The following is a 21,631-nucleotide window of genomic DNA, read 5'->3' as shown; positions in this document are numbered from 1 at the left end:
CCCAGATACCTTATAAAAGCCAAACCGTTTTTTCCTTCCCGCGTGTTGCCACTTAACCCGCTGTTTAGATCCGTTGTGGATACAGCCGAGCATTGAGGAGTGTAAGCACCAGCACAACCACGGCACCACCCCCAACGGCCAACATAAGTGCCGGGGCCAGCCCCATACCTAACTGGGTAGCAAACCATGTTTGCAGCAAAGCATTACTGGCAGCAATAAGGTTCCCGCACTGGTAGGCAAGGCCGGGAAACGTGGCCCGCACGGATGGAGGCGAAAGCTCGCTTAAATAGGCAGGCACCACGCCCCACGCGCCCTGAATACAGAACTGGATGCACACAGCCCCTAACCCCAGCCAGAACAGGGAATGAGGGAGTGTCCATAACGGCAGTAAAGGCAGTGTTAAGGCCGCAGCAAGAATAATGGCATATTGCCGCCCGATTTTTTGCGACAAAAACCCAAAGAACAACCCGCCCGCAATAGCTGCCAGATTATACAGCACAACCACTGTTGTAATGGACGTAGGCGGCACATGCCGTTCTAACGCCAGAAACACCTTGGGGTAGAGATCCTGAGAACCGTGGCTCATGAAGTTGAAAGCGGCCATCAGCACCACGGCAAAAACACATAACGCCGCATTGCCTTTTATAATGGCCAACAAACCAAGATGCGCTTCTGCGTTTGTGTGCTGTGTATCGGCTTTCTGCCGGGCCAGCCAATCCGGGCTTTCTGGCACACGCAGCCAGATATACAGAGCAGAAAAAATAGCCCCACTGCCCAGCACAAACAGACCGCGCCAGCCTAAAACCGGCAAGAGCAGAAACACCAAAGATGCCAGCAAATACCCCGCAGGATACCCCGCCTGCAAAATGCCCGAAGCCGTGCCACGCCAGCTTTTGGGCACGCTTTCCATAATCAGGGATGTACCCACCCCCCATTCGCCCCCAAGTGCAATGCCAAACAGGGTGCGGAGCGCCAGAAATATAACAAGGGTTGGCGCAAAGGCTGAAGCCAATTCTATAAGAGAATAAATAATAATTGTTAAAATAAGCACCGGCTTGCGGCCATATTTATCTGCCGCGCGCCCGCATAGAAAGGCGCCCAATGGCCGCGTCATTAACGTAAGTGTGGGGGCAAGCAGCACACTTTGCAGGGACACGTTAAAACTGCGCGCCACATCATCAAGCGTAAACAACACAATAAAAAAATCACACGCATCCAGCATCCACGCCAGAAAAGATGCCAACACAACGTGGCGGGCTGTTGCTTTATCTACCGGCTGATCAGGCAAAGCAGACGGCGTTACAGACGAAAAAGAAGGCTCGGTCATTCACAGCTCCGGTTCTACAACCTGTTTTTACCGTGATGGTGCCACGCATGCTCATCCAGCAGCCAGTGAATCTCAGATCACGACCCCGCCAGCGCGCCCATTTTTGCGTGATAAGCCAACATGAACCCGTTTGTTAGGAGCAAAACACACAACAGGGCCGAGGGGTTCCCTCGGCCCTGAAGCATCTTGCCGCGCGAAGCAAACTTGTAAGATCTCGCTTTAAGGTTAGGCTCTGGCCTGCGTGCGAGATGTAGCCTCCTCATCAAAGGCCATGTGGCTCCATACTCTGTCACTCAGCATACGCACGATGGAAGGATCATTCAGAGATGAAAGGTCTCCCAAATTTTCTACTTCTCCACTGGCAATTTTACGCAGCAGGCGGCGCACAATCTTGCCAGAACGGGTGCGTGGCAGATCTGGCACCAGATAGACGGCTTCTGGCGTGGCGTAACGCCCCAACATACCGGAGATAAGGCGGCTTATCCCCTTTTCTGTAAGCTGCGTGGCCACGTTCTGGCGTTGAATAACAAATACTGCCAGCGCCTGCCCCTTTACCGGGTGCGGGATGCCCACTGCAGCAGATTCCACAATACGATGATCTGCTGCCAGCGCATCTTCCACCTCTGCCGTGCCCAAACGGTGCCCTGCAATATTGATAACATCGTCCATGCGCCCCGTAATCCAGTAATACCCATCGGCATCTCGCCGTGCGCCATCACCCGTGAAATAATGCCCTGGCACCATACTAAAATATGTCTGGCAGAAGCGAGCATGATCTTTCCAGATTGTGCGCGCCTGCCCCGGCCATGAACGGGCAATGCACAAGCTGCCTTCCGCAGGCCCCTGCACCGGCCTGCCCTGCGTATCGGCTATCACCATTTCCAGCCCCGGCAACGGCGTGCTGGCAGAACCGGGTTTAAGCGGCTGCACACCGGGCAATGGCCCCAGCACAATGCCAGCGGTTTCTGTCTGCCACCATGTATCCACCACGGGGCAACGCTTTTTGCCAACAACATCATGATACCACAGCCACGCATCGGGGCTTATGGGTTCCCCCGCAACACCTAACAGACGCAGGGAATCCAGCTTGCGGGCGTTCACTACATCATCACCATCGGCCATCATGGCACGTACGGCTGTGGGGGCCGTAAACAGCATGGTAACCTTGTGCTCATCCACCAGATCCAGCCACCTGCCCGGTGCGGGATGTGAGGGCAGGCTATCGGAAATCATGGTGGTGCCACCATTGGCCAGCGGGCCATACACAACGGATGTATGCCCGGTTATCCATGCCACATCTGCCGTGCACCACAGGACATCACCGGGTTGATGATGGTACACCATGCCCATAGTGTAAGCAGCCCACACCATATAGCCACCAGTAGCATGCACAACCGCTTTGGGTTTGCCTGTGCTGCCAGATGTGTAAAGCATAAACAGCGGTGCTTCTGCCCGCATTACAACGGGCACAAAATCTGCTTCAAACGAATCTACAAAATCATGAAAATCGTAATCTCTCCCGGGCAGCATCGGAACAGGTGCATCTGATGTACGCACAACCAGAACAGCACGTACGCCGCTATCTGCACCTGCCTTACACAGGGCCTCATCCATAATGGCCTTAAAGGGTACAATCTTGTTGCCGCGCATGCTTTCGCTGGCGGTAATAGCCGCAACTGCGCCGCTATCTATAATACGTTCTGCAATACCTTCCGCCGAAAAACCACCAAACAACACCACATGCACAGCGCCAATACGCGCACAGGCCAGCATGGCCACCACAGCTTCTGAAATCATGGGCAGGCAGATGGCAACACGGTGCCCTTCTTCTACCCCCAGATACACCAGCGCGTTGGACAAGCGGCAAACCCGTTCATGCAGCATGGCGTAGGTAAGTTTTTCCGCCTCGGCCTGCCCTTCACGGTGGCTGATAAGTGCAACCTGATCGGCCTTATCTGTCAGATGTTTATCAATACAGCAGACCGAAGCATTCAGCAGGCCGTCTTCAAACCAACTTATGGACACATTATCCGTAAAGCTGCCCGTAAAACCATGCTTGGGTTTGCGGTGCCAGTGCACGCGCTTTGCCTGCTGCAACCAAAAGCCATCCGGGTCCCGCTGCGCTTGGCGCTGCATGGCCGCCAGCTCTTCTGGCGGCATCAGGGCTGGATAATCTGCATACTGCGTGTGTGGGATAGTGATGTTTTCCGACATTGTTCTGTCCCCCTTACTTTTTTGTTTTTTGTTGTTCGGGATAGAAAGAGAATGTTCAGGCGGCGTTGCGATCGGCCTGACCGATGTGCGGCAGAACCGTGGCCACAATGCCTGCGTCCAATGATTCATAATCGTAATACCGGATTGTTTTGTACAGTTCCTCTCGCGTTTGCATGCGCGGTAGCATGTCCTGCGTACCGCCTGTGCGCGCAATGGTTTTGTACAAATCCTCCTGCGCCTTGTTGGCTGCCCGCAGGGAACTGACAGGCCAGATGACCATACGGTACCCCATATCTTCAAACTGAGATGCCGTGAAGTAAGGGGAACGGCCAAACTCTGTCATGTTAGCAAGCAGGGGCACATCTGGCATACGGCGCACAAATTCCCTGAACATATCTTCAGAAATCAATGCTTCTGGAAAAATGGCATCAGCCCCGGCCTCGTAATACAAACGGGCGCGGGCCACGGCACCATCCAGCCCTTCTGAGCTGGCGGCATCTGTGCGCGCAATAATCAGCATATCGCGCCGGGCCTTGGCTGCGGCCGCCACTTTTTGTGCCATCTCCTGCGGGGAGGCGAGCTTTTTATTGTTCAGATGCCCGCATTTTTTGGGCAGGATCTGGTCTTCAATATGCACAGCAGCGGCACCGGAATCTTCAAAAGCCCGGACCATGTGCATGACATTCAGCACTTCACCGTATCCGGTATCTCCATCCACCAAAAGCGGCAGGCCGGAAGACCGTGCAATCTGGCGGATGAAGAAACACGCATCCTCAATGGTGATAATACCCAGATCTGGCAGCCCCATGCTGGCAGACATAGCCGCACCTGAAAGATAAAGAGCCTGAAAGCCATTATCCTTAGCCTGCAAGGCCGCCTGCCCATTATGTGCCCCGGGAATTTGCAGAATACCTTGTTTGTTCAGCAGAGCGCGAAAGCGCTGCCCGGCTGGTGTTTGTGGCAGGTCCTTGCCAACCAGATATGTCATGCTGCATGCTCCAGACCATCGCGTTCACGCAGGGGCACAAAAGGCCGATTATCCGGCCCCACATAATTGGCAGATGGGCGAATGATTTTACCATCCTGCCGCTGTTCCATAATGTGGGCGCACCACCCTGTTACGCGGGCAATTACAAAAATAGGTGTAAACATGGCCGTAGGAATACCCATGGCGTTGTAAGAAACCGCGCTAAACCAATCCAGATTAGGGAACATTTTTTTCTGCTCATCCATAATCCGCTCAATACGCTCGGCTACATGATACAGGCGCATGTTGCCATTACGGCGCGAAAGGTTGCGGGCTGTTTCCTTAATAATTTCGTTACGCGGATCAGCTATTGTATAAACAGGATGCCCAAAACCGATGATAACTTCACGGCTTTCCAAACGCCGCAGAATATCTTCTTCGGCCTCATCCGCAGTGCGATAGCGTTGCTGAATATCCAGCGCCACTTCATTGGCGCCACCATGTTTGGGGCCGCGCAGCGCCCCTATGGCTGCCGTAACGGCGGAATACATATCCGAACCCGTACCCGCCACCACTCTGGCGGTAAATGTGGAGGCATTAAATTCATGCTCGGCATACAAAATAAGGGATGTGTGCATGGCCTGCACCCAATCCTCCGATGGAGTTTTGCCATGCAGGAGATGCAAAAAGTGACCGCCTACACTTTCATCATCCGTATTGGTCTCTATCCGCCGCCCGTGGTTTGAGAAATGATACCAATATAGCAGCATGGACCCTAACGAGGCCACAAACCTGTCTGCAATATCTCGTGCGCCTGCGGTGGGGCAATCGCTCCGTTCTGGCAGTGCACAGCCCAGAACGGAAACTGCCGTGCGCATAACATCCATAGGGTGCGTGGCGGCTGGCAGACGTTCCAAAGCGGCACGCACAATGGCAGGAATATCCCGCATACTGGCCAGATGCCGCCTATAGGCTTCCAGTTCTGCACTATTGGGCAGATATCCGTGGATAAGCAGATGTGCGACCTCCTCAAACGTGCTGGCACGCGCTAGGTCTTTGATATCATACCCACGATAATGCAGATCATTCCCGCTCTGCCCCACAGTGCTGAGCGCCGTGTTGCCCGCAACCGTGCCTGACAGCGCAACAGATTTTTTTGGTTTTCTGTGCAGATGCGTTGTCATTGTTCTATTCCTTCCTGTGCGTTATCGCCTGTTTAGGAAGCCAGAGCCGTGGTGGTGGAGGCCGCAACCGCAGCAGGCTTGGCCTGCCCGAAATTGAAAATGCCTTCCGCTGTGTTCTGGCGGATATCACGCTCTGGAATGGCAATTTCCAGCATATGCAGTTCACCTGCTTTCAGGTTTGGCAGGTTCTGCACAACTTCCAAAAACCTGTCTGCTTCTTTATGGGGCACAATGCCTTCTGAAAGGGTCTGAAACTTTCCGATGTAATCAGCCCGCTGCCAAGGTGTGGCCCCTAACGTATGGGCGTTGGCAACAGCCAGCTCATCCGCAATAACCGAACCATCTTTCATGCGGATAACAATGCGGCCGCCAAACGCTTTTTTATCCGGATCTGTTTCGTGATACCGTTGTGTCCACTCGGGTTTTTCTATTGTATGGATCTTGCGCCAGAGCCGCACGGTATCTGGCCTGCGTGCCCGTTCCGGGGCATAGGAATGCACATGGTGCCAACTGCCATCCTGCAAGGCCACGGCTACAATATACATAATGGAATGATCCAGCGTTTCCCGCGAGGCTTGCGGATCAAACTTTTGCGGATCGTTCGAACCCGTGCCGATCACATAATGCGTGTGATGGCTGGTTTCTATCAGCACATCTTCCACGTCATCCCAGTTTTTGATTTTCTGGCCCATACGAAAGGCAAGATCAATAAGCGCCTGACTTTGATATTCTGCCGAATGTTCCTTGGTAAAGGAAGACAGAATGGCACGTTTTGGCTCACCCATTTCTGGCAATGGCACGCGATAATGCGCATTTTTACCATCCAGCATCCAAGCAATAACACCATCTTCCCCTTCATAAATCGGGGTGGGAGATGTTTCGCCCATCATGGCACGGTCAACGGCCTCTACCGCCATCTTGCTGGCATGCGCAGGCGCGTAGGCTTTCCATGATGAAATTTCACCCTTGCGGCTTTGGCGTGTGGCTGTGGTTACATGCAAAGCCTGCCCAATGGCCTGGTAGATAACTGCTGGCGGCAAACGCATAAGCGTGCCAATACCTGCGGCCACAGATGGGCCAAGATGCGCCACATGATCTATCTTGTGTTTGTGCAAACAAATGGCACGCGTAAGATCTATCTGAATTTCATACCCTGTGGCAGCACCACGAATTAAATCCGCACCGCTCCGGCGGCACTGTTGGGCAACTGCCAAAATGCCCGGAATATTATCACCCGGATGAGAATATTCTGCTGCTAAAAATGTATCGTGAAAATCCAGCTCACGCACGGCTGTGCCGTTGGCCCATGCGGCCCATTCTGCATGCACACGCACATTTGGCCCCATGCCAAACACCGTAGCACCCCCTTCGCGCCGGTGGGCCAGAGCCTCGGCCCGTGCGCTCATGACGGAATGACGGTTCACAGATGCCATAGCCACAGATGCGTTATCTATCAGCCGGTTGATGATCATATCCGTAACAGCGGCCTCCACCGGCACCGGATCTGCCGCTACCTGCGCAATTTTCCACGCAAGCTGTTCGGGCCGTGGCAGACGGTCGCTTTCTGGGTGAACGCGCACATCATGATACTGCATTGTTTTTACCTCATGATCGGAATTTGATCGTGAGGCGAGTGTTGCAGAGTGTTGTTTTGAACGGCAGAGAGATAAGAGTAAAAAGAGGCGAAGGGAATGTTCCCGTTTGCGAAGTTTGCGAAGTTCGTACCATGCCACAAACCAGAACCAAGCTTTTTGCTGGCCCACGCTTGCGGCAGTTGCGCCAACGTGAAACCCTAACCCAAGCCAACCTGGCGGAAATGCTTGGCATATCACCAAGCTATCTTAACCAGTTGGAACGCAACCATAGGCCCCTTCCACACCACCTGCTGCAAAAACTATGTGAGCGTTTTGGTCTGAGCCCGGCATGGTTTAGCAACACCAAAGAAGCCCATACTGTGCAGGCCATGCGCGAAACCATGGCTGACCCCGTGTTTAAAAACGCATCTTTGCCTTTGGCCAAAATGGCGGATGCCGTGCTCACCAATCCGGATTTATGCGCCGCGTTTCTAACCCTCTACCGGGCTTATAAATTTGAGCAGGAGCGTGAAGACAACGCGCTTTTACCAACCCCCAATCTGGAACCCTATGAAACGGTAGGGGATTGGGTGCAGCAACACCGCAACTATTTTCATGAACTTGATTGTGCAGCCGAAAAATTTTACGAAAGTCTTGATCTCAAAAATGGCTTGTCCGAAGCCTTAAAAACCTACCTTCTTGATCATCATGGTTTGCATACGCAGCAAGACCCGGCGCTGGAAGAAGGCGGCTTGGTGTGGCGGATAGATCGGCACCGTCGCACCATTCTTCTGCCACCAGATCAACCACCAGAAAGCACGCTGTTCTATCTGGCGCAAATTATTGGCCAACGCGACCAAACCCGCCTGATAAGCAGCATTTTACGCCGTGAAGGCCCAAAGGAGAAAAATGCGCTGGAGTTGGGGCGTGTTTACCTGGGCAACTACTTTGCCGGAGCATTGCTGTTGCCCTATACGCGCTTTTTGCATGCGGCGCAGACCATGCGTTACGATATTGAACGCTTGCGCCGCCATTTTGGCACCAGTTTTGAGCAGATAAGCCACAGGTTAAGCACGTTACAGCGCCCCGGCATGGAGGGCATTCCCTTTTATTTTCTTAAATTGGATATTGCAGGAAATATTCTTAAAAGTTTCTCGGCCAACCGCTTTTCTCAGGCCCGTTTTGGTGGCCCCTGCCCGTTATGGAACATCTTTCGGGCTTTTGCCACGCCCGGGCAAGTGCAGGTACAGCTTTCTCAAACCACGGACGATTCCATTTACCTCAATGTTGCCCGCACTGTAGGGCATGAGGGGGTTACCTATACAGACCGCCCACGCCAGATTGCCATTGTGCTGGGCTGTACCATAAGTGATGCCGCAAAAACGGTTTATGCAGATGGTTTAAACCTGAATGACCACAGATTGGTTGTGCCCATTGGCCCCGGCTGCCGCGCATGTATGCGGGATAATTGCAGCCACAGATCTTTGCCTGTTTCGGGCCGCATGTTGGATACAGGAAGCGATGCCAGAGGCGTTGTGCCCTATCGGGCGCTACCTGAAAAACCCTGATATCTTGCAAGGAAGAAGATAGTCTGGTGGGGCAAGGGGAACTTAAAAAACCTATCTGGAATGACCGGGGATGCAAAAACATTCCAGATAGGAACCGGGGATTGAACGGGATAAATCAAGACGAACCAAGAGTTGTCGCGGCGATGCCCCTTGCCCCACCAGCAGAAACGCCTTCATCACCGCGACAAGATTGATAATAAGAACCATTCTCAATAAACGCAACAGAAAAAAGCAAGGGTGGAGAACTTTTTTGCTCTCCACCCCTGCCGTATAACGCAGCGTATTGTTTTAGTTGGATTTTTTAGCCGGTGTGGAGGGTGCAACTTTTTCCACCACATCGTCCGAAACAAACACAATGCCATCCAGAAGCTGGTTAAGTGCTTCTACAGCCTGCTGTGGCTGGCGGCCTTCTGTAAACACTTTTGCGCGGTACAGGGCACCTTCGCTCTGTTCCAGCGGGGCAAGAGCCAGAATGAAGTCTGCATCTTCACCCACAACCTGTAGGCTCTGCTGCGCCTGCTGGGTCTGCCCGGCTTGGAACTGCTTGTTGGCGTTTGCCAATGCAGCCTGTTTTTCTGGGGCCAGTGTTTCGCTTACAATAAATTCACCACCAACAGGCACCCATGTTGTGGGGTTGGCCACTGGCGTATGGGTTGCAGAAACCGGATGCTGCGGCGCTGGCTGAAGCTGGCTTTCTGCCGCAAAGAACTTCTTGTTATCTGCACTGGCAGCCTTAAAGCGCTTTTGTGCATCATAGAGCGGGGGAATAGCTGCATCGGTTTTGCCCTGAGCCAGCAGATCACGCGCCTGAAACACGTCCATCATGGCTTTTTGGCCATCAACAGAAAGCCGGTGCATGGCATGGCCAGCCTTAAACTTTTCCCACGTGGTGTGCACAGTACCTGCCTGAGCCACAGAAAAACTGGTGAGCAATACAGCGGATGCTGCAAAAAGAGCTTTTAAACGCATAAAAACTAATCCAAACTGATTTAAATATTTAAAGATAACGGATGATATCCTGAAATTTAATTTAATGCGCCAAGTGGGGTGATACAATTCATCTATATTAAAAAATATATTATAGTCAGGCGTTTTTTATTTATTGTCTGATACCTGAATGTTTTTTCTTCTCAAAACCCTGCTTTCAGCTTTGATTATTGCTCTGGTTTCCACTTTGGCGCGCCGTTACCCTGGTTTTGGTGCGTTGGTTGCCGCCCTGCCCCTTGTTTCCGTATTTGGGATGATCTGGCTTTGGCTGGAAACGCATGATCCCGCGCGGATGGAAGCCCATGTGAGCGCCACATTCTGGTATGTGTTGCCCTCCTTGCCCATGTTTTTGTTCATGCCGTGGCTTATGCGATGTGGCGTGCATTTCTGGCCCGCACTGGCCAGCGGCTGCGGCTTAACCATTGTTTTATATCTGCTGATGATCTGGGCCGGACCTTGGCTTGGCATTAGCCAATAAAACCCCTTGCCAATAGAGTCGTCCACACATTCTGCGGATGCTCCGGTGGGTAAGCCTGTGGATAACGTGTACAACCTGCGTGAAAATCGTGGCCTGTACTCTCACCTCCCCACGCTTACCGCCGTATTTTACGTGGTGACGGCAAGCGCCAGAAACTCTGCTTGATACGATCTGCCACACCCGGAAATGGATCCACCCCTGTATTGCGGATAAGGGTTGCCACTGTTACCTGATCGCAGTGTGGAGAACGTTGCACGTTTTTGCAGACATATACGCCCGCAGCCTGACGCTGCGCAGAATACACAGCTTTCCATGTAGAAGACGGCACAAACACATGGTCTGGCCCAATGGTGGGAATAGGATGGCCATGAAAGGCAGGGCCGGTGACCACATATAAATCACCTTCCTGCACAGCCAGTTCCCGCACTGTGTATTCAATACGCGCCCAAATGCCCTGATTGAGCGTAATGGATTGCGGTACCATGTTGGAATACGCAAAAGTTTCAAATTGTGCGGCGGGAGTTGGCTGGTCCGCACTGGGGGCCATGTGGCCTCTGCTGTAACCAGATTTTTTGTAATCCTGATCTCGGCTGCCATTTACCCAGCGAGAATCTTCATAAAAAGTGCCAGCACGCATCAGGCGTTCTGCAAGACGCACATTATCTGCCTGCAAATGCTCTGCGGCCCACAAAGGTGTGTGCGTAACAGATGAAACCAAAACGGCATAACCCGTGTTACAAAGCAGTTCTGTCTGCTTCAACATGAAAGGCCGCGTTAGTGCGGGCAATCTGTTTTCTGGCCCAAAAACCTGACATGCTGCATTTTCCTGCGCCCAAGCGGCAGAAACAGGCAGACATGCCACAACAATGCCTAAGCATATTTTAGCAACACGCAAGCTCATTGAACGGATACCAGCGTGAAACCCTGTTTTAAATACACAATGCTGCCTTTGTTAAATGCTATAAACTACGAAATGCCTTTATAAAAAAGATAACGCCCAAATAAAGGCACATAAAACAAAATCAGCCACAGTTATGGAGCAGAAATGGAGCAGCCATCACCTTCCAACACCGATACGCCAGAAACCCTGCGCGAACACCGCACACAAATGATAACGGCAAAGCTACCCGCCAAAATGCGCCGCGCCATACAGTGGTTACGCAAACCCCAGCAAAAATGGGTGCGCTTGCCTTCTGGGCTGTTGTTAATTTTGGGTGGATTGCTTTCCTTTTTACCTGTGTTGGGTGTGTGGATGCTGCCTTTGGGCATCTTGCTGCTGGCAGAAGATATTCCGCTCTTTCGGAGCCTAAGCGGTAAGATGTTGGGCTGGATTGCCCGGCGCAAGCCATCGTGGTTGGGTATTGCTGAAAACGAAACGGAAGAAGAAGCCTTCCTGCGCGTTAAAACCTTTCTGGAGCAGGATTTATACCACCCCTGAAGTTTTTATCCGCAGGTATCTTGACTGCCAAGCTTAGTGGCCTTGTCCACAGATTCTGCGGATGCTCCGGTGGGTAAGCCTGTGGATAACGGGCACAACCCATGTGAGTCATGCTGATGATTTCCTCATGCTCCATCTCAGCCTATGCATCCGGTTGAAGGGTTTTTTCGTAGTTTCACTTCCCATTTTGCAGCATGCATAGCTGTGCTTTGCATGCTATGCAGCGAGGAATCTGGTCAACTGCTCCCCTGCCCGATATGACCTTTAGAAATATCAAAAAAGCAGGGTCAGATGGCAGGCAAATATAACAAAAACATAGAAATACAGCTCATGCGCATTATCTCCATTGCCTTGGTTGTTATGGCGCATCAGGCATCACTTCGCACCAATATCCACCCTCATTTTGGAGAAAGTTTGGGAGCAGTTTTGCGCCCTTGGTTGGGGGTGGATATTTTCTTTGTTATATCCGGTTATTTCATGGGTTACATGGTTTTGGGCAAATCCAAACCCAATATGGACCTGGCGGAGAAAGTTTCCTTCTCTCTTGATTTCTTCAAGAAAAGATTTCTCAGGCTTTTTCCGGCTGCGTTTTTCTGGATAACCGTCACACTTACTGCGGGCCTTATTTCATCCGATCGCGGGTTGTGGGGGGATCAAACCAGCCTGTTTTATAAATGGCTGACTTCTATTTTTTATATCAGAAACTTTGAAAACGCAGTCTCTCCCAGTCCATTAGGCTGGTATTGGTCTTTATCGCTTGAAAATCAGTTTTATATTGTTCTGCCTCTTCTGTTCTTCACTATAGGCAAAAAGTTTTTTATCCCCTGTATTTATACTTTGGCTGTGGTACTGCTTTTTTGGCTGCCGGGTGGTGTTGATTGGGGATGGTACCGCCCCACAGGGTTTATATGGGGGCTTATTGCTTATCATCTTGTAAACACGCAGGGCATAGGCGATATTATTCGGGCAAAAGCACCGCAAATTCCTGCAACGCTTTCTTTTTTCTTGCTGATTTTTGGCCTCGTGGCATCCACAGCCATACCTGCTGCATTTCAGAACCAGATGATGCCTTTTTCTATCAGCATTGTTTCTATTCTGGCGTGTGTGTGCGTGGTGTATGCCGCCTTAAAATGCGGCACCCTTACAGTGCCAAAGCCACTGGTGTTTCTAAGTTATTGGGGTGGAGAAATCACTTACTCCTTTTATCTGTGCCACATTGTTGTCTGGGATATTATGCAGGATATTCGCCAGTCTTACGGTTTAAGAATATCATCTGAACTGTTTGCCGTTTCAGGCATCAGTATGGCCATTCTTTTTGCTACGCTTTCTTATTTCTTTATTGAATTACCATTTTATAGAAAGAAATCTGATTTGGAGCCAAGTTTGAAGTAAGCACAAAAAAAACCGCCGAAAGGCGGTTTTTTCTTACCTAATTCTTAAAATGCATCTGCTGTTTTAAACAGCTTCCGACATCTCATACGGAATATTGGCTTTTGTCAGCTCTGCCAAAAAATCTCTCTCCACTACGGCATCCTTATAGTTCTCATCTTCTACACATTCCCGCCAGGAAAGTTCTGATGCAGAAGGCTTACCTGCTTTCCAGGTCTGATGCAGGGCAGATGCCTTGGAAACAAACTCTTTTAGAACAGAAATGGTGACAGTGCTCATAGGGCGAACTTTCTCTTTAACATTGATAATTGCCTATATGTGGCCTTAGCAGATGCGCGCTGCAAGGTATCAATTCACACTTTCCACAAGGTTGTACACAGGCAAGAAAAACCGACACAGCCTGTATGGAAAGAGACATACCATGTGCCTTATAGGCAAGCTCATCATGCATCATGAATATTTTTTTATGACATATAGAATATCGTATCTGTAATGATTTATTTTACGAATAACAAAATACCGCGCTTAAAGTAAATACATACGTAACAAAGTGCCTCTATCAAGATAGGCATAATGCTGCCTGCATAACCCTATAAGAACAATGTTGAAGGAAATGCCAAAATATTCCAATGTAAGGATATAAATAGACCCACATTATCGTCGGCCATATCCAACCCCAAGAGCGCTCATGAACAGTCTGAAAAAAGCCAAAAGATCTGCAAAAGAACTGCTCTCTTTACTTGGATATTACCGCCAGTTCAAAAATATCGCGCAGAATATTCAGGGGTTTGAAGTGGTTTCTGTGGGGGATCATTGCCTGACAGCTTCAGTTCTCAAAAACCTTGGGCTTAAAAAGTACTCCTACCCGTTTGATTGGATATTTAGTGATATCCGCATGGTAAACCATTGCATTCAGGACGGGTTTTCAACTTTTCTGGACAGATCAGAGCACATAAAAATTGCTGACAGTGAAAAACTCTCACCCGATGCAAATTTTTGCGATCACAGATATTATAAAGAACACTATGGTATTCTTTTTACATTCAATCACTATGATATATCTATTGATGACGTTTATAGATATTATCAACGCTGCGTTGACAGATTTTTAAATCTACTACGTTCAGATAGAAAGGTTATATTTATCTGTATTTCTCAAAGAATTTGTGAAAGTGATTTTGATGAGCTTTCAAAAACTCTATCACTTTATAAAAACAAATATCTCCTTGCCTTGAATTTTATCCAGCGTGAGGATCATCTTTACACATGCAACATCACCTCCAAAACAGAAAACTCTCTTTTATATTCCATTTCCCGCAAAGAAAGTATTGATGGCACTGATTTTCAAACAGCACAGGATCTTATAAGCTTTATAACAGTTTTTTCCTCATTCATTTCTGCCAAAAAAGAATGATCTATTAGTAAAATCAAAACCTTCTACAATAACTTAAGATACAGGCAATTTCTGGCAACCATCCCATCAAAGTTTCGCCACATATCAGTGGCATAATATTATCAGCCAAGAGCCTGTCCGCTACCTATGGTGGCTCTTGGTCATAATCTGTTAGCGTCTTTACCTAAAAATCAGACCGCACCACCAGCAATCGCCAGCCTATTACCAAGATGATGATGGCAAGAAACATGCTTCCGCCACCAACAATCATCCCACATTCAAAATCTGGCATCATGCAGACTGAATAGCCGCATTATCAGCCTTGCACTTGGCAAAAATGGCTTCAATATCCGCCACAGTTGGGCCAGTCTTGCTCTTGGACTGTTCAATAGCCTCTTTCACCGTCTCGTAAACTTCCGGCCCGTATTTCTCAGCCAGACCGGCTACGGTGGTTACAACGCCCAAGATGGCGCTGATTTCTGTTGCGTTCATGTTATTTGCTCCCGCCAAGGGCTGCGCAGGCATCCGGCGTGGTGCCGGTTTTCAGGCCTGCCCAGCAGGTTTCAAAAGATGCGAAGTCTGCTTGCAATGCGCTTACGGCAGTCTGCGTAATGCTGCTGCTACTTTCGATAGAGGTTTCCAGAGACTGGATTTCATTAAACACGGTCTGGCTGGCTGCTTTGGCAATGGTCTTTTGCGTGTCGGTCAACGCCACGCCGGGAACCTTGCCTGCCATCACATCTGGCATAGGGTTGGCCAGCACATGATAAGCGCTGTCCACATCATAAACAGCCTGATGCAATTTGCCCTGCGAGGTATCAGCACAGGCGGCTAGAAGGGGCAAAAGCCCTAGAGCAAGGAATAATTTTTTCATTTGAGTCTCTTTTCATTTTCAGATCATTTTCGCGGTGTCACGAAAATGATATCACTTGCTATCCTGCTGGATCTGCACAACAGAACCCGGTCCAGCCTGGGGCGGTTCGGATTTGGAAGACATGCTACCGCGCAGAAGCAGAACGGCATTGGCTGCATACTTCCAGTTGAGAGCAAGGAAGTTGATGATCCGGTAAACCAGCCACAGCTTACCGGACTGATTGGCCGGAAGAGGTAAGAGGGTTGCAGTAAACCCTGCCGAGGCAAACACAACACAGGCATACAGCGCCCATGTTGCTTCGGGCTGTGGAAGTGCAGCTACCATAGCGGGCAAGGATAGGCCAGCCGTAATAGCCTTGGCTGTTTGCGCGACAACGGTAGAGCGTTTTGGCGCTACGGAAGCGGGTGCATCAGTCATGCGACATCCCCCCACGTAGGCTGACAGGCAGTGTGTTTACTTCCACAACCTCAATCGTGAGATTTCCGTTCGGGCTGCGGTGTATCCTTGAACCCCACCGCACGTCTAACTCATCTACGACAGCGCGTGCGATTTCTCTTATTTCTTCTTTTGTCATCAGCCTTCTCCAAAAGGCCCCACGCGGTAAAACGCATGATGACCAATCGTGCAGCAGTAAAATTGCGAAGAAGCCCAAGCAGGGCGTGGGGAGCGCGTGTCATAGTAATGATCCGCCCCTTTCGTCATGTCAGTAAGGTGACCGCCCACAAGCGCCTGCGCCAAAGCAGTGGCCTCACGAAACTGCGCGTCCATGTCAGTAATGGTCAGAAGCTTGGGCAAGTTCACATCAGCCGCATTCCAGCACGAAAACTGCCACGGATGCAGGAACACACTACACAGATCATGCCCCCACCATGCCGGACGGCTGGCGCGGTTGCGGCCAACGCACAACACTGCGGCCATACCGTTATTGCCTTCTCCCCGCGCCTCTCCCCATGCTGTGCGCGCACCAACCTGCACAGGGTCAGACATCCATACTGCGGGTATCACGTTGCCTCCATTTCACGCGGGGGCAGGATGAACTGCGTTTCCTGCGGCTGCGGCGCGGGTTGGGCAGGCACATCCCATGGTTCGCGCCAGTGCAGCCATTTTACCCAGATCGTGCTGGCTACCTCCTGATCTGAAAGCAATGTGGACCCAACCGCCGCACCAAGCGTGCAGAAAATTCCCACAATAACCGCCAATTTTTTCCAACGCCGCAAACTGTCTTCTGCCAGTCTGTTCCGTTCTTCCTGCGCACCCGTATGGGCCGCCAGTTGGCGGGTAAGGTCAGAAAGCTGGATACCAATCCGGTCCATTCCGGCATTTGTAGCTTGCTGGCGCGCGTTGCCTTCTGCCCGCACAGCGGCAATATCTCGGCTGATGCTATCCAGCTTGCCATCTGTCACGTCCTGCCGTCGTTCTACAGCGGCAAGGCGTTCTTCGTGGTCATCCAGACGTGCGTGCACACCATCAGCCACGCAGGGGCTGCCCGCGCTCTGTTCATCTATCATTCTTTTGTCCGAAAAAGGTGGGCCACCCGCTTAAAGATGGCCCATGCGGTTATGCTCCGCTATAACCCCACTGCGCATCAATCCAGGCAATACGGCGGTTGGCCCAATCTAGAATGAAGGTGTAATAGTTGCGGCCCGTAACACCATAATCGATGACATCAGAACCATTAGGAGGCCAGATAGCCAAATCCTGTTCAATCATGGCCGGATCAATAAAATCAGCCTGTTGTTTGACCAGCTTGGCAATACTTTCATAACTTATAGTTCCCGCATCACGCAGCTCTGCCCACCGTGCTCGTAATTCAGGAAGAAAGTAAGTATAAAACATCTGGAAAAAGTTCGTTCCAGCCCAAATGGATTGCGTATTCTGATTCATAATGAACCCGCAATTTTCGGGAGCAGATGTTTCAACTGTTGTATTGAACATGATCCCCCATGTTTCATCCATGTCATAAGCACATTGATGCCAGATCATGCCGTCCCATGTTGTCAGGTTGAAGTTATTTTGCGGGCCATCCCCGTTCCCTGCCGCTTCACAAAACAGAATATAATCCAACCAAGATTGCAGATTGATATAGTAAGGATATGTAGCACGCATATCTACATTTCCGGCCCGCACATCCATACACCACTGTATGAAGCGTGTTCCTGCTGCCTGAACATCTGGGGCCGCTTTGGAAATATCCATCTGGTCAGTATATTTTTTAATTTTTGGAGATGCAACAACCCAATCTGTACCCGTAAAGGCATGATCCCAGATAAACCCCGCATGTTGCGGCTGTATCTGGATATGATTACGGTTATCTTCATCCAAAAGAAAATCAGGTAAATCAGCCGTGGTGCGCCAAACAAATAATCCAAAAAATGTGTCGTCCTGCTGCCACATTTCAACAGGAAAACCATCTGTCGAAAACAAGGCAGATGCGTTCATGCTCAAATCGCTATATTGCAGGCTATCCCATACATTTTTTGGAGCAATAAGGTTATGCGGGAATGGAGCTGTTCTGCGTATATTACGCCAAAAAGCTGCACTGACGGTATCACGAACTAACGTTCTATCAACAGCATAGCCTTTGAGATCCCATTTATTGCTTGGCAACCAATCACCGATTTTTATCAATAATTTATTGCCTGTTGTTGGGTTCGTAAACTTGAACTTATAACCCTTTTTATTGTCAGTTGCGCTGGATTGTCCCTGAATAGACATTTCCGCGTTGGCTGAAAAAAGAGGAATACCCCCTTCATAAACACTTACCGCAACATCAACAGGAGTTCTGGCGTCACTGGTGTCTGTAGGAAATGCCCCCTCTACCACAACACGCCAAGGCGCATTCGGTTTGTTAAGGACAAGAGTATCAATATCCTGAACGGCATCGGCAGCAGCGGGGTTGCCGAGCATGGCAACGCCACCGTTATTACTGAACCCAGTTGAATACGTTTCACTCATTAGATGGATTTCCCGTAAATCGTATTGCCGCCATCCAGCGTCCAAAGGCGAAAGAAAGTGACTGCGCCTGCGCGTATATCAATAAACGGCGCAGCCCCTTGCCAAACAATACCCGAAGGCAACGCAACCACGGCATTTCCCATAGCTGACTGCTGCACCATAACGAGCATTTCTTGAAATAACCCAGATACACCACCGATAATGGAAATTTCTGTATCCTGAACAGGCAAAACCCGATGTGCAATTCTGCCACACCCCGAAAATGACAGAGCAAGGGATGTATCAGGATTTACATGCACGACAACAGGAGGGCCACTGGTTACGGCATCTACAATCTGGCCGCCAGAGAGGGTGTTGCCACCCGCTCCGGTTGCCACACCTGCCGTAAAATCAAGCAGGGTTGGCATTAGGCACCTGCCTTGGCTTCAAGAGCCGCAATACGCGCTTCAAGTGTAATCTGTTTCTGCTTACGTGCTTCTAGCAGCAAGCACTGCAATTCGTCATAGCGCAGGCTGTAACCAAACTTCTGCGTTTTACCATCTGCCTCGTAAACAGGAACAGTCTCGTAATATGTTACAATTTTACCATGAGCATCTGTTGCAGTTTTTTCCTGCTGTTCTGTCAGCGGATAAGAAATCAGCAGACCCATTTTACCAGCATCAAGACCTGCGTTGGCCAGTGCTGCTTCCCATTCCTGCGCAATATAACCAATATGCAGGCGGGCATTAGCCGCACCTTTTTCAGTAATCGAGGCGTTAAGCTGGTAAACCTTGGCATCTACAGCATCGGCCGCGGCCAGTAGTTTCTGACCATCTGCATAGGACGTATCTGCCAGCGAACCGATAATGGTTTTTTCGTTTGCATCAGACGTGATTGTAGCAGAGGTTTTCAAATAACAGTTATTAAAAGCAAAACCTGATGCGCCTAGATCCATGCTACCATCTGCATCTGGGCCAATATTCCCCCATGCATTATTAAACGCAAAATTGATTTTACCATTACTGTCCGCCATACAGTTAATAAGGCCCTGAACAGCGGATGTGCCACTACTGGCATTGATATTGAACTGACTATAAGATGATGCCGTTGATACCGCTGCGGGATTCATGTTTAAGCAGGCGGAAATAGGAACCCACGGTGTAGCTGGGGTAATTGCTTCAATACGTGCATTACCGGAAGATGCATCATAGGCTACGTAACCGCCCACTTCACCCGCGGCAGAAGTCTGAACGGGCGTGCCAACGGCAGCTTGGGCGGCTTGGGCAACCGTAAGGGCATTAGAAGCATCAGATTGTGCTGTAGCCGCATTACTATTAGCTGTTGTTGCTAATGCCTGTGCAGAAGATGCCGAACTTTGTGCAGTTGCTACAGCGGTAGCATTATCCGAAACAGCCTTGCCGAGCGCAGCAAGTGTCTGACTTGCTGTGCTTCCTGTTGCCGTAACAGAACAAGTAGAAAGATCCAAACCCGTAGGTGCACCATAAGTTGTAGCCATGCTAAATTACTCCGAAATGGCGCACAGAACGCCAATATTGTTGATTGTGTTGGGGAAGAAAACGCTGCCGTCTGTCAGGATAATTCCAGTACTCGCATCAACTGACAGACCGGCAGGGAGAACACTCGCGCCGTTGGTATAAGCTGCTGGCGCGATATAGATATTTCCATTCATCGTGCAATCCGATGGAATGGTACCCGTAACGGTAGGGCGCGATACAACAGAACCACCTAGAACGGTCAGGTAATCCGCATCCTGCATTGCATCAGCAACACTTGAAATAGAAATATCACCTGATGCAGTCCGCACCTTTGCGCTTTCATCTAGCGTAAGCAAAGGGGTAAGCGTTGCTGTCTGAGTTTGTGTGGCAGGGGAAACAGACAAAGCAGACTGCAAAACCGTACCGTCTGTTAGTGCCAGATTGCCGCTTGCATCCAATGCAGCCACACCGTTTGCTTTACCGCGTGCAGCATTTACCCCATTGGTTGCGTTCTCAGTTGCCTGTTCTGCCTGCGCTGCGGCTGTTGCGGCGGCTGCCTGTGCTGCTGTTACCGCATCTGATAAACCGATAGTTTCAGAAATACCCTGCGCTAAAACGGAAACCGGCACCTGCTCAGCCTGCGTTGTGCCAGATGATGTAACGACACCCACAAGTGTATCCGTTCCAGATACGGCACTCGCCTGCGGCAAAGACGAGATAGGGGTGCCAGAGGACGTCGTCGTCCCCGACATTATTTGCGTTCGTCCATAAGGACGCCTCCATTTTTTGAAATAGGATTCCGAGCGACAATCTGTGCCGTTATTCGAAAATCTCCTGATTTTTACATCTCAGATGATATTTTTCATTCCTGAGATGATGGAACAGAGATACCAGTGACCACGCAGGAACGTCAAGAACAAAATGAGAACAAATGTTCACGCCGTGAGAAGGATATCCATCCGGCTCTGAAAAACCTGATCCAGAAAAAACACCCTAAATGGTGTCGTGAGATGCGCACACTCTGTTGATCTGTTATCTTGCGTTAGCAAACCATCCGACCCGCAGTTCTATCTGACCAGCACTGCTAAAGGGTATTTGCGCTTGTCACTGCTGATGCGGTCCTGTTACGTATTACGGCACGTAATACGGAGTTGAAGCTATGGAAACGGTTGTCGTTCGCAAACAGGGTAATTCTGTCGGTGTTACTCTTCCGGCGGAAACGCGCATCCGCCTTGGCCTGGAGGTCGGGCAGGAACTCACGCTGGTCGAAATGGCCGACGGAATCAAACTGGTAAAGCGCAATCTCAAACTTGAACGCCAGATGCAGATGGCGCGCGAGACACTGCGTGAGCAGGCTGACGTTCTTCAGGAATTGGCCAAACGCTGATGCAGGATTTGCCTGAGTTTCTGGAGCCCGATGCGGTGCTGTTCATGCACGATCAGGCCCTGAAGGAATATGGTGGGACACATGCCCTCAAAAGCGAGAACCTGCTGCACAGCGCATTAGCGCGCGCCGAAAACCGCTGGCACTATGCTGAAACGCCTCGACCAGATACTGCGACTCTGGCGGCGGCCTACGCTTACGGCATTGCGCGTAATCATCCCTTCAACGACGCCAACAAACGGACAGCCTGGAGCTGCTGCATCCTTTTCCTTCGGTTGAATGGAACCCGTGTGCAGGCCAGCGCTCCGAAAGCCGTCGAGGCCATGGTGGCTCTTGCGTCTGGCGCAATGGAGGAAGACGCGTTTGCGGCGTGGCTGCGGCAGCATTTTCAAAATCAGTGATTCACATATTCTCGACATCGGAC

The 21,631-nt window shown here is 50.4% G+C and carries 24 protein-coding genes; 7 read left to right on the top strand and 17 right to left on the bottom strand.

The window, feature by feature from the left end:
* Positions 1-64: 64 nt before the first annotated feature.
* The 5 genes from ACP7IZ_RS05690 to ACP7IZ_RS05670 form a co-directional block, all read right to left on the bottom strand.
* On the bottom strand, positions 65-1,327 hold the full coding sequence (locus tag ACP7IZ_RS05690) for an MFS transporter (RefSeq protein WP_426848205.1): 1,263 nt from the start codon (positions 1,325-1,327) through the stop codon (positions 65-67).
* Between the two features lie 225 nt (positions 1,328-1,552).
* Positions 1,553-3,541: an acetate--CoA ligase gene (gene acs, locus ACP7IZ_RS05685; protein WP_426848204.1), complete on the bottom strand. Its 1,989-nt coding sequence runs from the start codon at positions 3,539-3,541 to the stop codon at positions 1,553-1,555.
* A 55-nt stretch (positions 3,542-3,596) separates the two neighbouring features.
* Positions 3,597-4,529: a methylisocitrate lyase gene (prpB, locus tag ACP7IZ_RS05680; protein WP_063353517.1), complete on the bottom strand. Its 933-nt coding sequence runs from the start codon at positions 4,527-4,529 to the stop codon at positions 3,597-3,599.
* The gene (prpC, locus tag ACP7IZ_RS05675; protein WP_426848203.1) at positions 4,526-5,692 is read right to left on the bottom strand and encodes a bifunctional 2-methylcitrate synthase/citrate synthase; all 1,167 of its coding nucleotides are present in this window, start codon (positions 5,690-5,692) and stop codon (positions 4,526-4,528) included. The genes prpB and prpC overlap by 4 nt, the downstream gene beginning before the upstream one ends.
* Before the next feature lie 32 nt (positions 5,693-5,724).
* The gene (locus ACP7IZ_RS05670) at positions 5,725-7,287 is read right to left on the bottom strand and encodes an MmgE/PrpD family protein (RefSeq protein WP_426848202.1); all 1,563 of its coding nucleotides are present in this window, start codon (positions 7,285-7,287) and stop codon (positions 5,725-5,727) included.
* Positions 7,288-7,418: 131 nt separating this feature from the next.
* Here ACP7IZ_RS05670 and ACP7IZ_RS05665 point away from each other — a divergent pair, with 131 nt between their 5' ends.
* Positions 7,419-8,834 (top strand): helix-turn-helix domain-containing protein, encoded by a 1,416-nt coding sequence (locus ACP7IZ_RS05665; protein WP_426848201.1) that lies wholly within the window; start codon positions 7,419-7,421, stop codon positions 8,832-8,834.
* Positions 8,835-9,122: 288 nt separating this feature from the next.
* Here ACP7IZ_RS05665 and ACP7IZ_RS05660 read toward each other — a convergent pair whose 3' ends face one another.
* A complete protein-coding gene (locus tag ACP7IZ_RS05660; protein ID WP_426848200.1) occupies positions 9,123-9,803 on the bottom strand; it encodes a YfdX family protein in 681 nt (226 codons plus the stop codon).
* A gap of 148 nt (positions 9,804-9,951) precedes the next feature.
* On the opposite strand from ACP7IZ_RS05660, the gene ACP7IZ_RS05655 reads away from it, so the two are divergent.
* Entirely contained in the window at positions 9,952-10,299 is a 348-nt protein-coding gene (locus tag ACP7IZ_RS05655; RefSeq protein WP_003625037.1) for a DUF3147 family protein, read from the top strand.
* Between the two features lie 115 nt (positions 10,300-10,414).
* Here ACP7IZ_RS05655 and ACP7IZ_RS05650 read toward each other — a convergent pair whose 3' ends face one another.
* A complete protein-coding gene (locus ACP7IZ_RS05650; RefSeq protein ID WP_426848199.1) occupies positions 10,415-11,200 on the bottom strand; it encodes a DNA/RNA non-specific endonuclease in 786 nt (261 codons plus the stop codon).
* 144 nt (positions 11,201-11,344) lie between these two features.
* On the opposite strand from ACP7IZ_RS05650, the gene ACP7IZ_RS05645 reads away from it, so the two are divergent.
* Positions 11,345-11,737, top strand: coding sequence for a hypothetical protein (locus tag ACP7IZ_RS05645; protein ID WP_426848198.1), 393 nt, complete (start codon positions 11,345-11,347; stop codon positions 11,735-11,737).
* Positions 11,738-12,028: 291 nt separating this feature from the next.
* On the top strand, positions 12,029-13,129 hold the full coding sequence (locus ACP7IZ_RS05640) for an acyltransferase family protein (RefSeq protein WP_426848197.1): 1,101 nt from the start codon (positions 12,029-12,031) through the stop codon (positions 13,127-13,129).
* 63 nt (positions 13,130-13,192) lie between these two features.
* Here ACP7IZ_RS05640 and ACP7IZ_RS05635 read toward each other — a convergent pair whose 3' ends face one another.
* Complete coding sequence (locus ACP7IZ_RS05635) at positions 13,193-13,405, bottom strand: hypothetical protein (protein ID WP_426848196.1); 213 nt, start codon at positions 13,403-13,405, stop codon at positions 13,193-13,195.
* Positions 13,406-13,814: 409 nt separating this feature from the next.
* Here ACP7IZ_RS05635 and ACP7IZ_RS05630 point away from each other — a divergent pair, with 409 nt between their 5' ends.
* Positions 13,815-14,540 (top strand): DUF1796 family putative cysteine peptidase, encoded by a 726-nt coding sequence (locus ACP7IZ_RS05630; protein WP_426848195.1) that lies wholly within the window; start codon positions 13,815-13,817, stop codon positions 14,538-14,540.
* Positions 14,541-14,810: 270 nt separating this feature from the next.
* Here ACP7IZ_RS05630 and ACP7IZ_RS05625 read toward each other — a convergent pair whose 3' ends face one another.
* From ACP7IZ_RS05625 to ACP7IZ_RS05585, 9 genes are all read right to left on the bottom strand, one after another.
* Complete coding sequence (locus tag ACP7IZ_RS05625; protein WP_426848194.1) at positions 14,811-15,011, bottom strand: hypothetical protein; 201 nt, start codon at positions 15,009-15,011, stop codon at positions 14,811-14,813.
* A 1-nt stretch (position 15,012) separates the two neighbouring features.
* Positions 15,013-15,393 carry a hypothetical protein gene (locus ACP7IZ_RS05620; RefSeq protein ID WP_426848192.1) on the bottom strand — a complete coding sequence of 127 codons (381 nt, stop codon included), beginning with the start codon at positions 15,391-15,393 and terminating at the stop codon, positions 15,013-15,015.
* A gap of 51 nt (positions 15,394-15,444) precedes the next feature.
* Entirely contained in the window at positions 15,445-15,810 is a 366-nt protein-coding gene (locus tag ACP7IZ_RS05615; RefSeq protein ID WP_426848191.1) for a hypothetical protein, read from the bottom strand.
* A 156-nt stretch (positions 15,811-15,966) separates the two neighbouring features.
* Positions 15,967-16,398 carry a cell wall hydrolase gene (locus tag ACP7IZ_RS05610; protein ID WP_426848190.1) on the bottom strand — a complete coding sequence of 144 codons (432 nt, stop codon included), beginning with the start codon at positions 16,396-16,398 and terminating at the stop codon, positions 15,967-15,969.
* Positions 16,395-16,901 (bottom strand): hypothetical protein, encoded by a 507-nt coding sequence (locus ACP7IZ_RS05605; protein WP_426848189.1) that lies wholly within the window; start codon positions 16,899-16,901, stop codon positions 16,395-16,397. Before ACP7IZ_RS05605 ends, ACP7IZ_RS05610 begins: the two co-directional genes overlap by 4 nt.
* A gap of 49 nt (positions 16,902-16,950) precedes the next feature.
* Positions 16,951-18,393 (bottom strand): CotH kinase family protein, encoded by a 1,443-nt coding sequence (locus ACP7IZ_RS05600; RefSeq protein WP_426848188.1) that lies wholly within the window; start codon positions 18,391-18,393, stop codon positions 16,951-16,953.
* The gene (locus tag ACP7IZ_RS05595) at positions 18,348-18,755 is read right to left on the bottom strand and encodes a hypothetical protein (protein WP_426848187.1); all 408 of its coding nucleotides are present in this window, start codon (positions 18,753-18,755) and stop codon (positions 18,348-18,350) included. The genes ACP7IZ_RS05600 and ACP7IZ_RS05595 overlap by 46 nt, the downstream gene beginning before the upstream one ends.
* Positions 18,755-19,843: a tail fiber domain-containing protein gene (locus tag ACP7IZ_RS05590; protein WP_426848186.1), complete on the bottom strand. Its 1,089-nt coding sequence runs from the start codon at positions 19,841-19,843 to the stop codon at positions 18,755-18,757. The genes ACP7IZ_RS05595 and ACP7IZ_RS05590 overlap by 1 nt, the downstream gene beginning before the upstream one ends.
* Positions 19,844-19,849: 6 nt before the next feature.
* Positions 19,850-20,575: a hypothetical protein gene (locus ACP7IZ_RS05585; RefSeq protein ID WP_426848185.1), complete on the bottom strand. Its 726-nt coding sequence runs from the start codon at positions 20,573-20,575 to the stop codon at positions 19,850-19,852.
* Positions 20,576-20,982: 407 nt separating this feature from the next.
* Between ACP7IZ_RS05585 and ACP7IZ_RS05580 the strand changes: the two genes are divergently transcribed.
* The gene (locus tag ACP7IZ_RS05580) at positions 20,983-21,210 is read left to right on the top strand and encodes an AbrB/MazE/SpoVT family DNA-binding domain-containing protein (RefSeq protein WP_035382081.1); all 228 of its coding nucleotides are present in this window, start codon (positions 20,983-20,985) and stop codon (positions 21,208-21,210) included.
* Entirely contained in the window at positions 21,210-21,608 is a 399-nt protein-coding gene (locus ACP7IZ_RS05575; protein ID WP_426848184.1) for a type II toxin-antitoxin system death-on-curing family toxin, read from the top strand. The genes ACP7IZ_RS05580 and ACP7IZ_RS05575 overlap by 1 nt, the downstream gene beginning before the upstream one ends.
* Positions 21,609-21,631 lie beyond the last annotated feature (23 nt).

Source organism: Acetobacter sp. AAB5 (assembly GCF_050106715.1).
In the GTDB taxonomy this organism is placed as follows: Bacteria; Pseudomonadota; Alphaproteobacteria; order Acetobacterales; family Acetobacteraceae; genus Acetobacter; species Acetobacter oryzifermentans.
This window is presented reverse-complemented; position numbering and strand designations above follow the sequence as displayed.

Excerpts from the sequence above, each read along its gene's own strand:
- ACP7IZ_RS05580 (WP_035382081.1), top strand. The coding sequence starts at position 20,983 with ATGGAAACGGTTGTCGTTCGCAAACAGGGTAATTCTGTCGGTGTTACT.
- ACP7IZ_RS05635 (WP_426848196.1), bottom strand. The coding sequence starts at position 13,405 with ATGAGCACTGTCACCATTTCTGTTCTAAAAGAGTTTGTTTCCAAGGCA.
- ACP7IZ_RS05650 (WP_426848199.1), bottom strand. The coding sequence starts at position 11,200 with ATGAGCTTGCGTGTTGCTAAAATATGCTTAGGCATTGTTGTGGCATGT.
- ACP7IZ_RS05670 (WP_426848202.1), bottom strand. The coding sequence starts at position 7,287 with ATGCAGTATCATGATGTGCGCGTTCACCCAGAAAGCGACCGTCTGCCA.
- ACP7IZ_RS05640 (WP_426848197.1), top strand. The coding sequence starts at position 12,029 with ATGGCAGGCAAATATAACAAAAACATAGAAATACAGCTCATGCGCATT.
- ACP7IZ_RS05630 (WP_426848195.1), top strand. The coding sequence starts at position 13,815 with ATGAACAGTCTGAAAAAAGCCAAAAGATCTGCAAAAGAACTGCTCTCT.
- ACP7IZ_RS05660 (WP_426848200.1), bottom strand. The coding sequence starts at position 9,803 with ATGCGTTTAAAAGCTCTTTTTGCAGCATCCGCTGTATTGCTCACCAGT.
- ACP7IZ_RS05575 (WP_426848184.1), top strand. The coding sequence starts at position 21,210 with ATGCAGGATTTGCCTGAGTTTCTGGAGCCCGATGCGGTGCTGTTCATG.
- ACP7IZ_RS05615 (WP_426848191.1), bottom strand. The coding sequence starts at position 15,810 with ATGACTGATGCACCCGCTTCCGTAGCGCCAAAACGCTCTACCGTTGTC.
- ACP7IZ_RS05625 (WP_426848194.1), bottom strand. The coding sequence starts at position 15,011 with ATGAACGCAACAGAAATCAGCGCCATCTTGGGCGTTGTAACCACCGTA.
- ACP7IZ_RS05655 (WP_003625037.1), top strand. The coding sequence starts at position 9,952 with ATGTTTTTTCTTCTCAAAACCCTGCTTTCAGCTTTGATTATTGCTCTG.
- acs (WP_426848204.1), bottom strand. The coding sequence starts at position 3,541 with ATGTCGGAAAACATCACTATCCCACACACGCAGTATGCAGATTATCCA.
- ACP7IZ_RS05590 (WP_426848186.1), bottom strand. The coding sequence starts at position 19,843 with ATGGCTACAACTTATGGTGCACCTACGGGTTTGGATCTTTCTACTTGT.
- ACP7IZ_RS05595 (WP_426848187.1), bottom strand. The coding sequence starts at position 18,755 with ATGCCAACCCTGCTTGATTTTACGGCAGGTGTGGCAACCGGAGCGGGT.
- prpC (WP_426848203.1), bottom strand. The coding sequence starts at position 5,692 with ATGACAACGCATCTGCACAGAAAACCAAAAAAATCTGTTGCGCTGTCA.
- ACP7IZ_RS05585 (WP_426848185.1), bottom strand. The coding sequence starts at position 20,575 with ATGTCGGGGACGACGACGTCCTCTGGCACCCCTATCTCGTCTTTGCCG.
- ACP7IZ_RS05690 (WP_426848205.1), bottom strand. The coding sequence starts at position 1,327 with ATGACCGAGCCTTCTTTTTCGTCTGTAACGCCGTCTGCTTTGCCTGAT.
- ACP7IZ_RS05645 (WP_426848198.1), top strand. The coding sequence starts at position 11,345 with ATGGAGCAGCCATCACCTTCCAACACCGATACGCCAGAAACCCTGCGC.
- ACP7IZ_RS05620 (WP_426848192.1), bottom strand. The coding sequence starts at position 15,393 with ATGAAAAAATTATTCCTTGCTCTAGGGCTTTTGCCCCTTCTAGCCGCC.
- prpB (WP_063353517.1), bottom strand. The coding sequence starts at position 4,529 with ATGACATATCTGGTTGGCAAGGACCTGCCACAAACACCAGCCGGGCAG.
- ACP7IZ_RS05605 (WP_426848189.1), bottom strand. The coding sequence starts at position 16,901 with ATGATAGATGAACAGAGCGCGGGCAGCCCCTGCGTGGCTGATGGTGTG.
- ACP7IZ_RS05665 (WP_426848201.1), top strand. The coding sequence starts at position 7,419 with ATGCCACAAACCAGAACCAAGCTTTTTGCTGGCCCACGCTTGCGGCAG.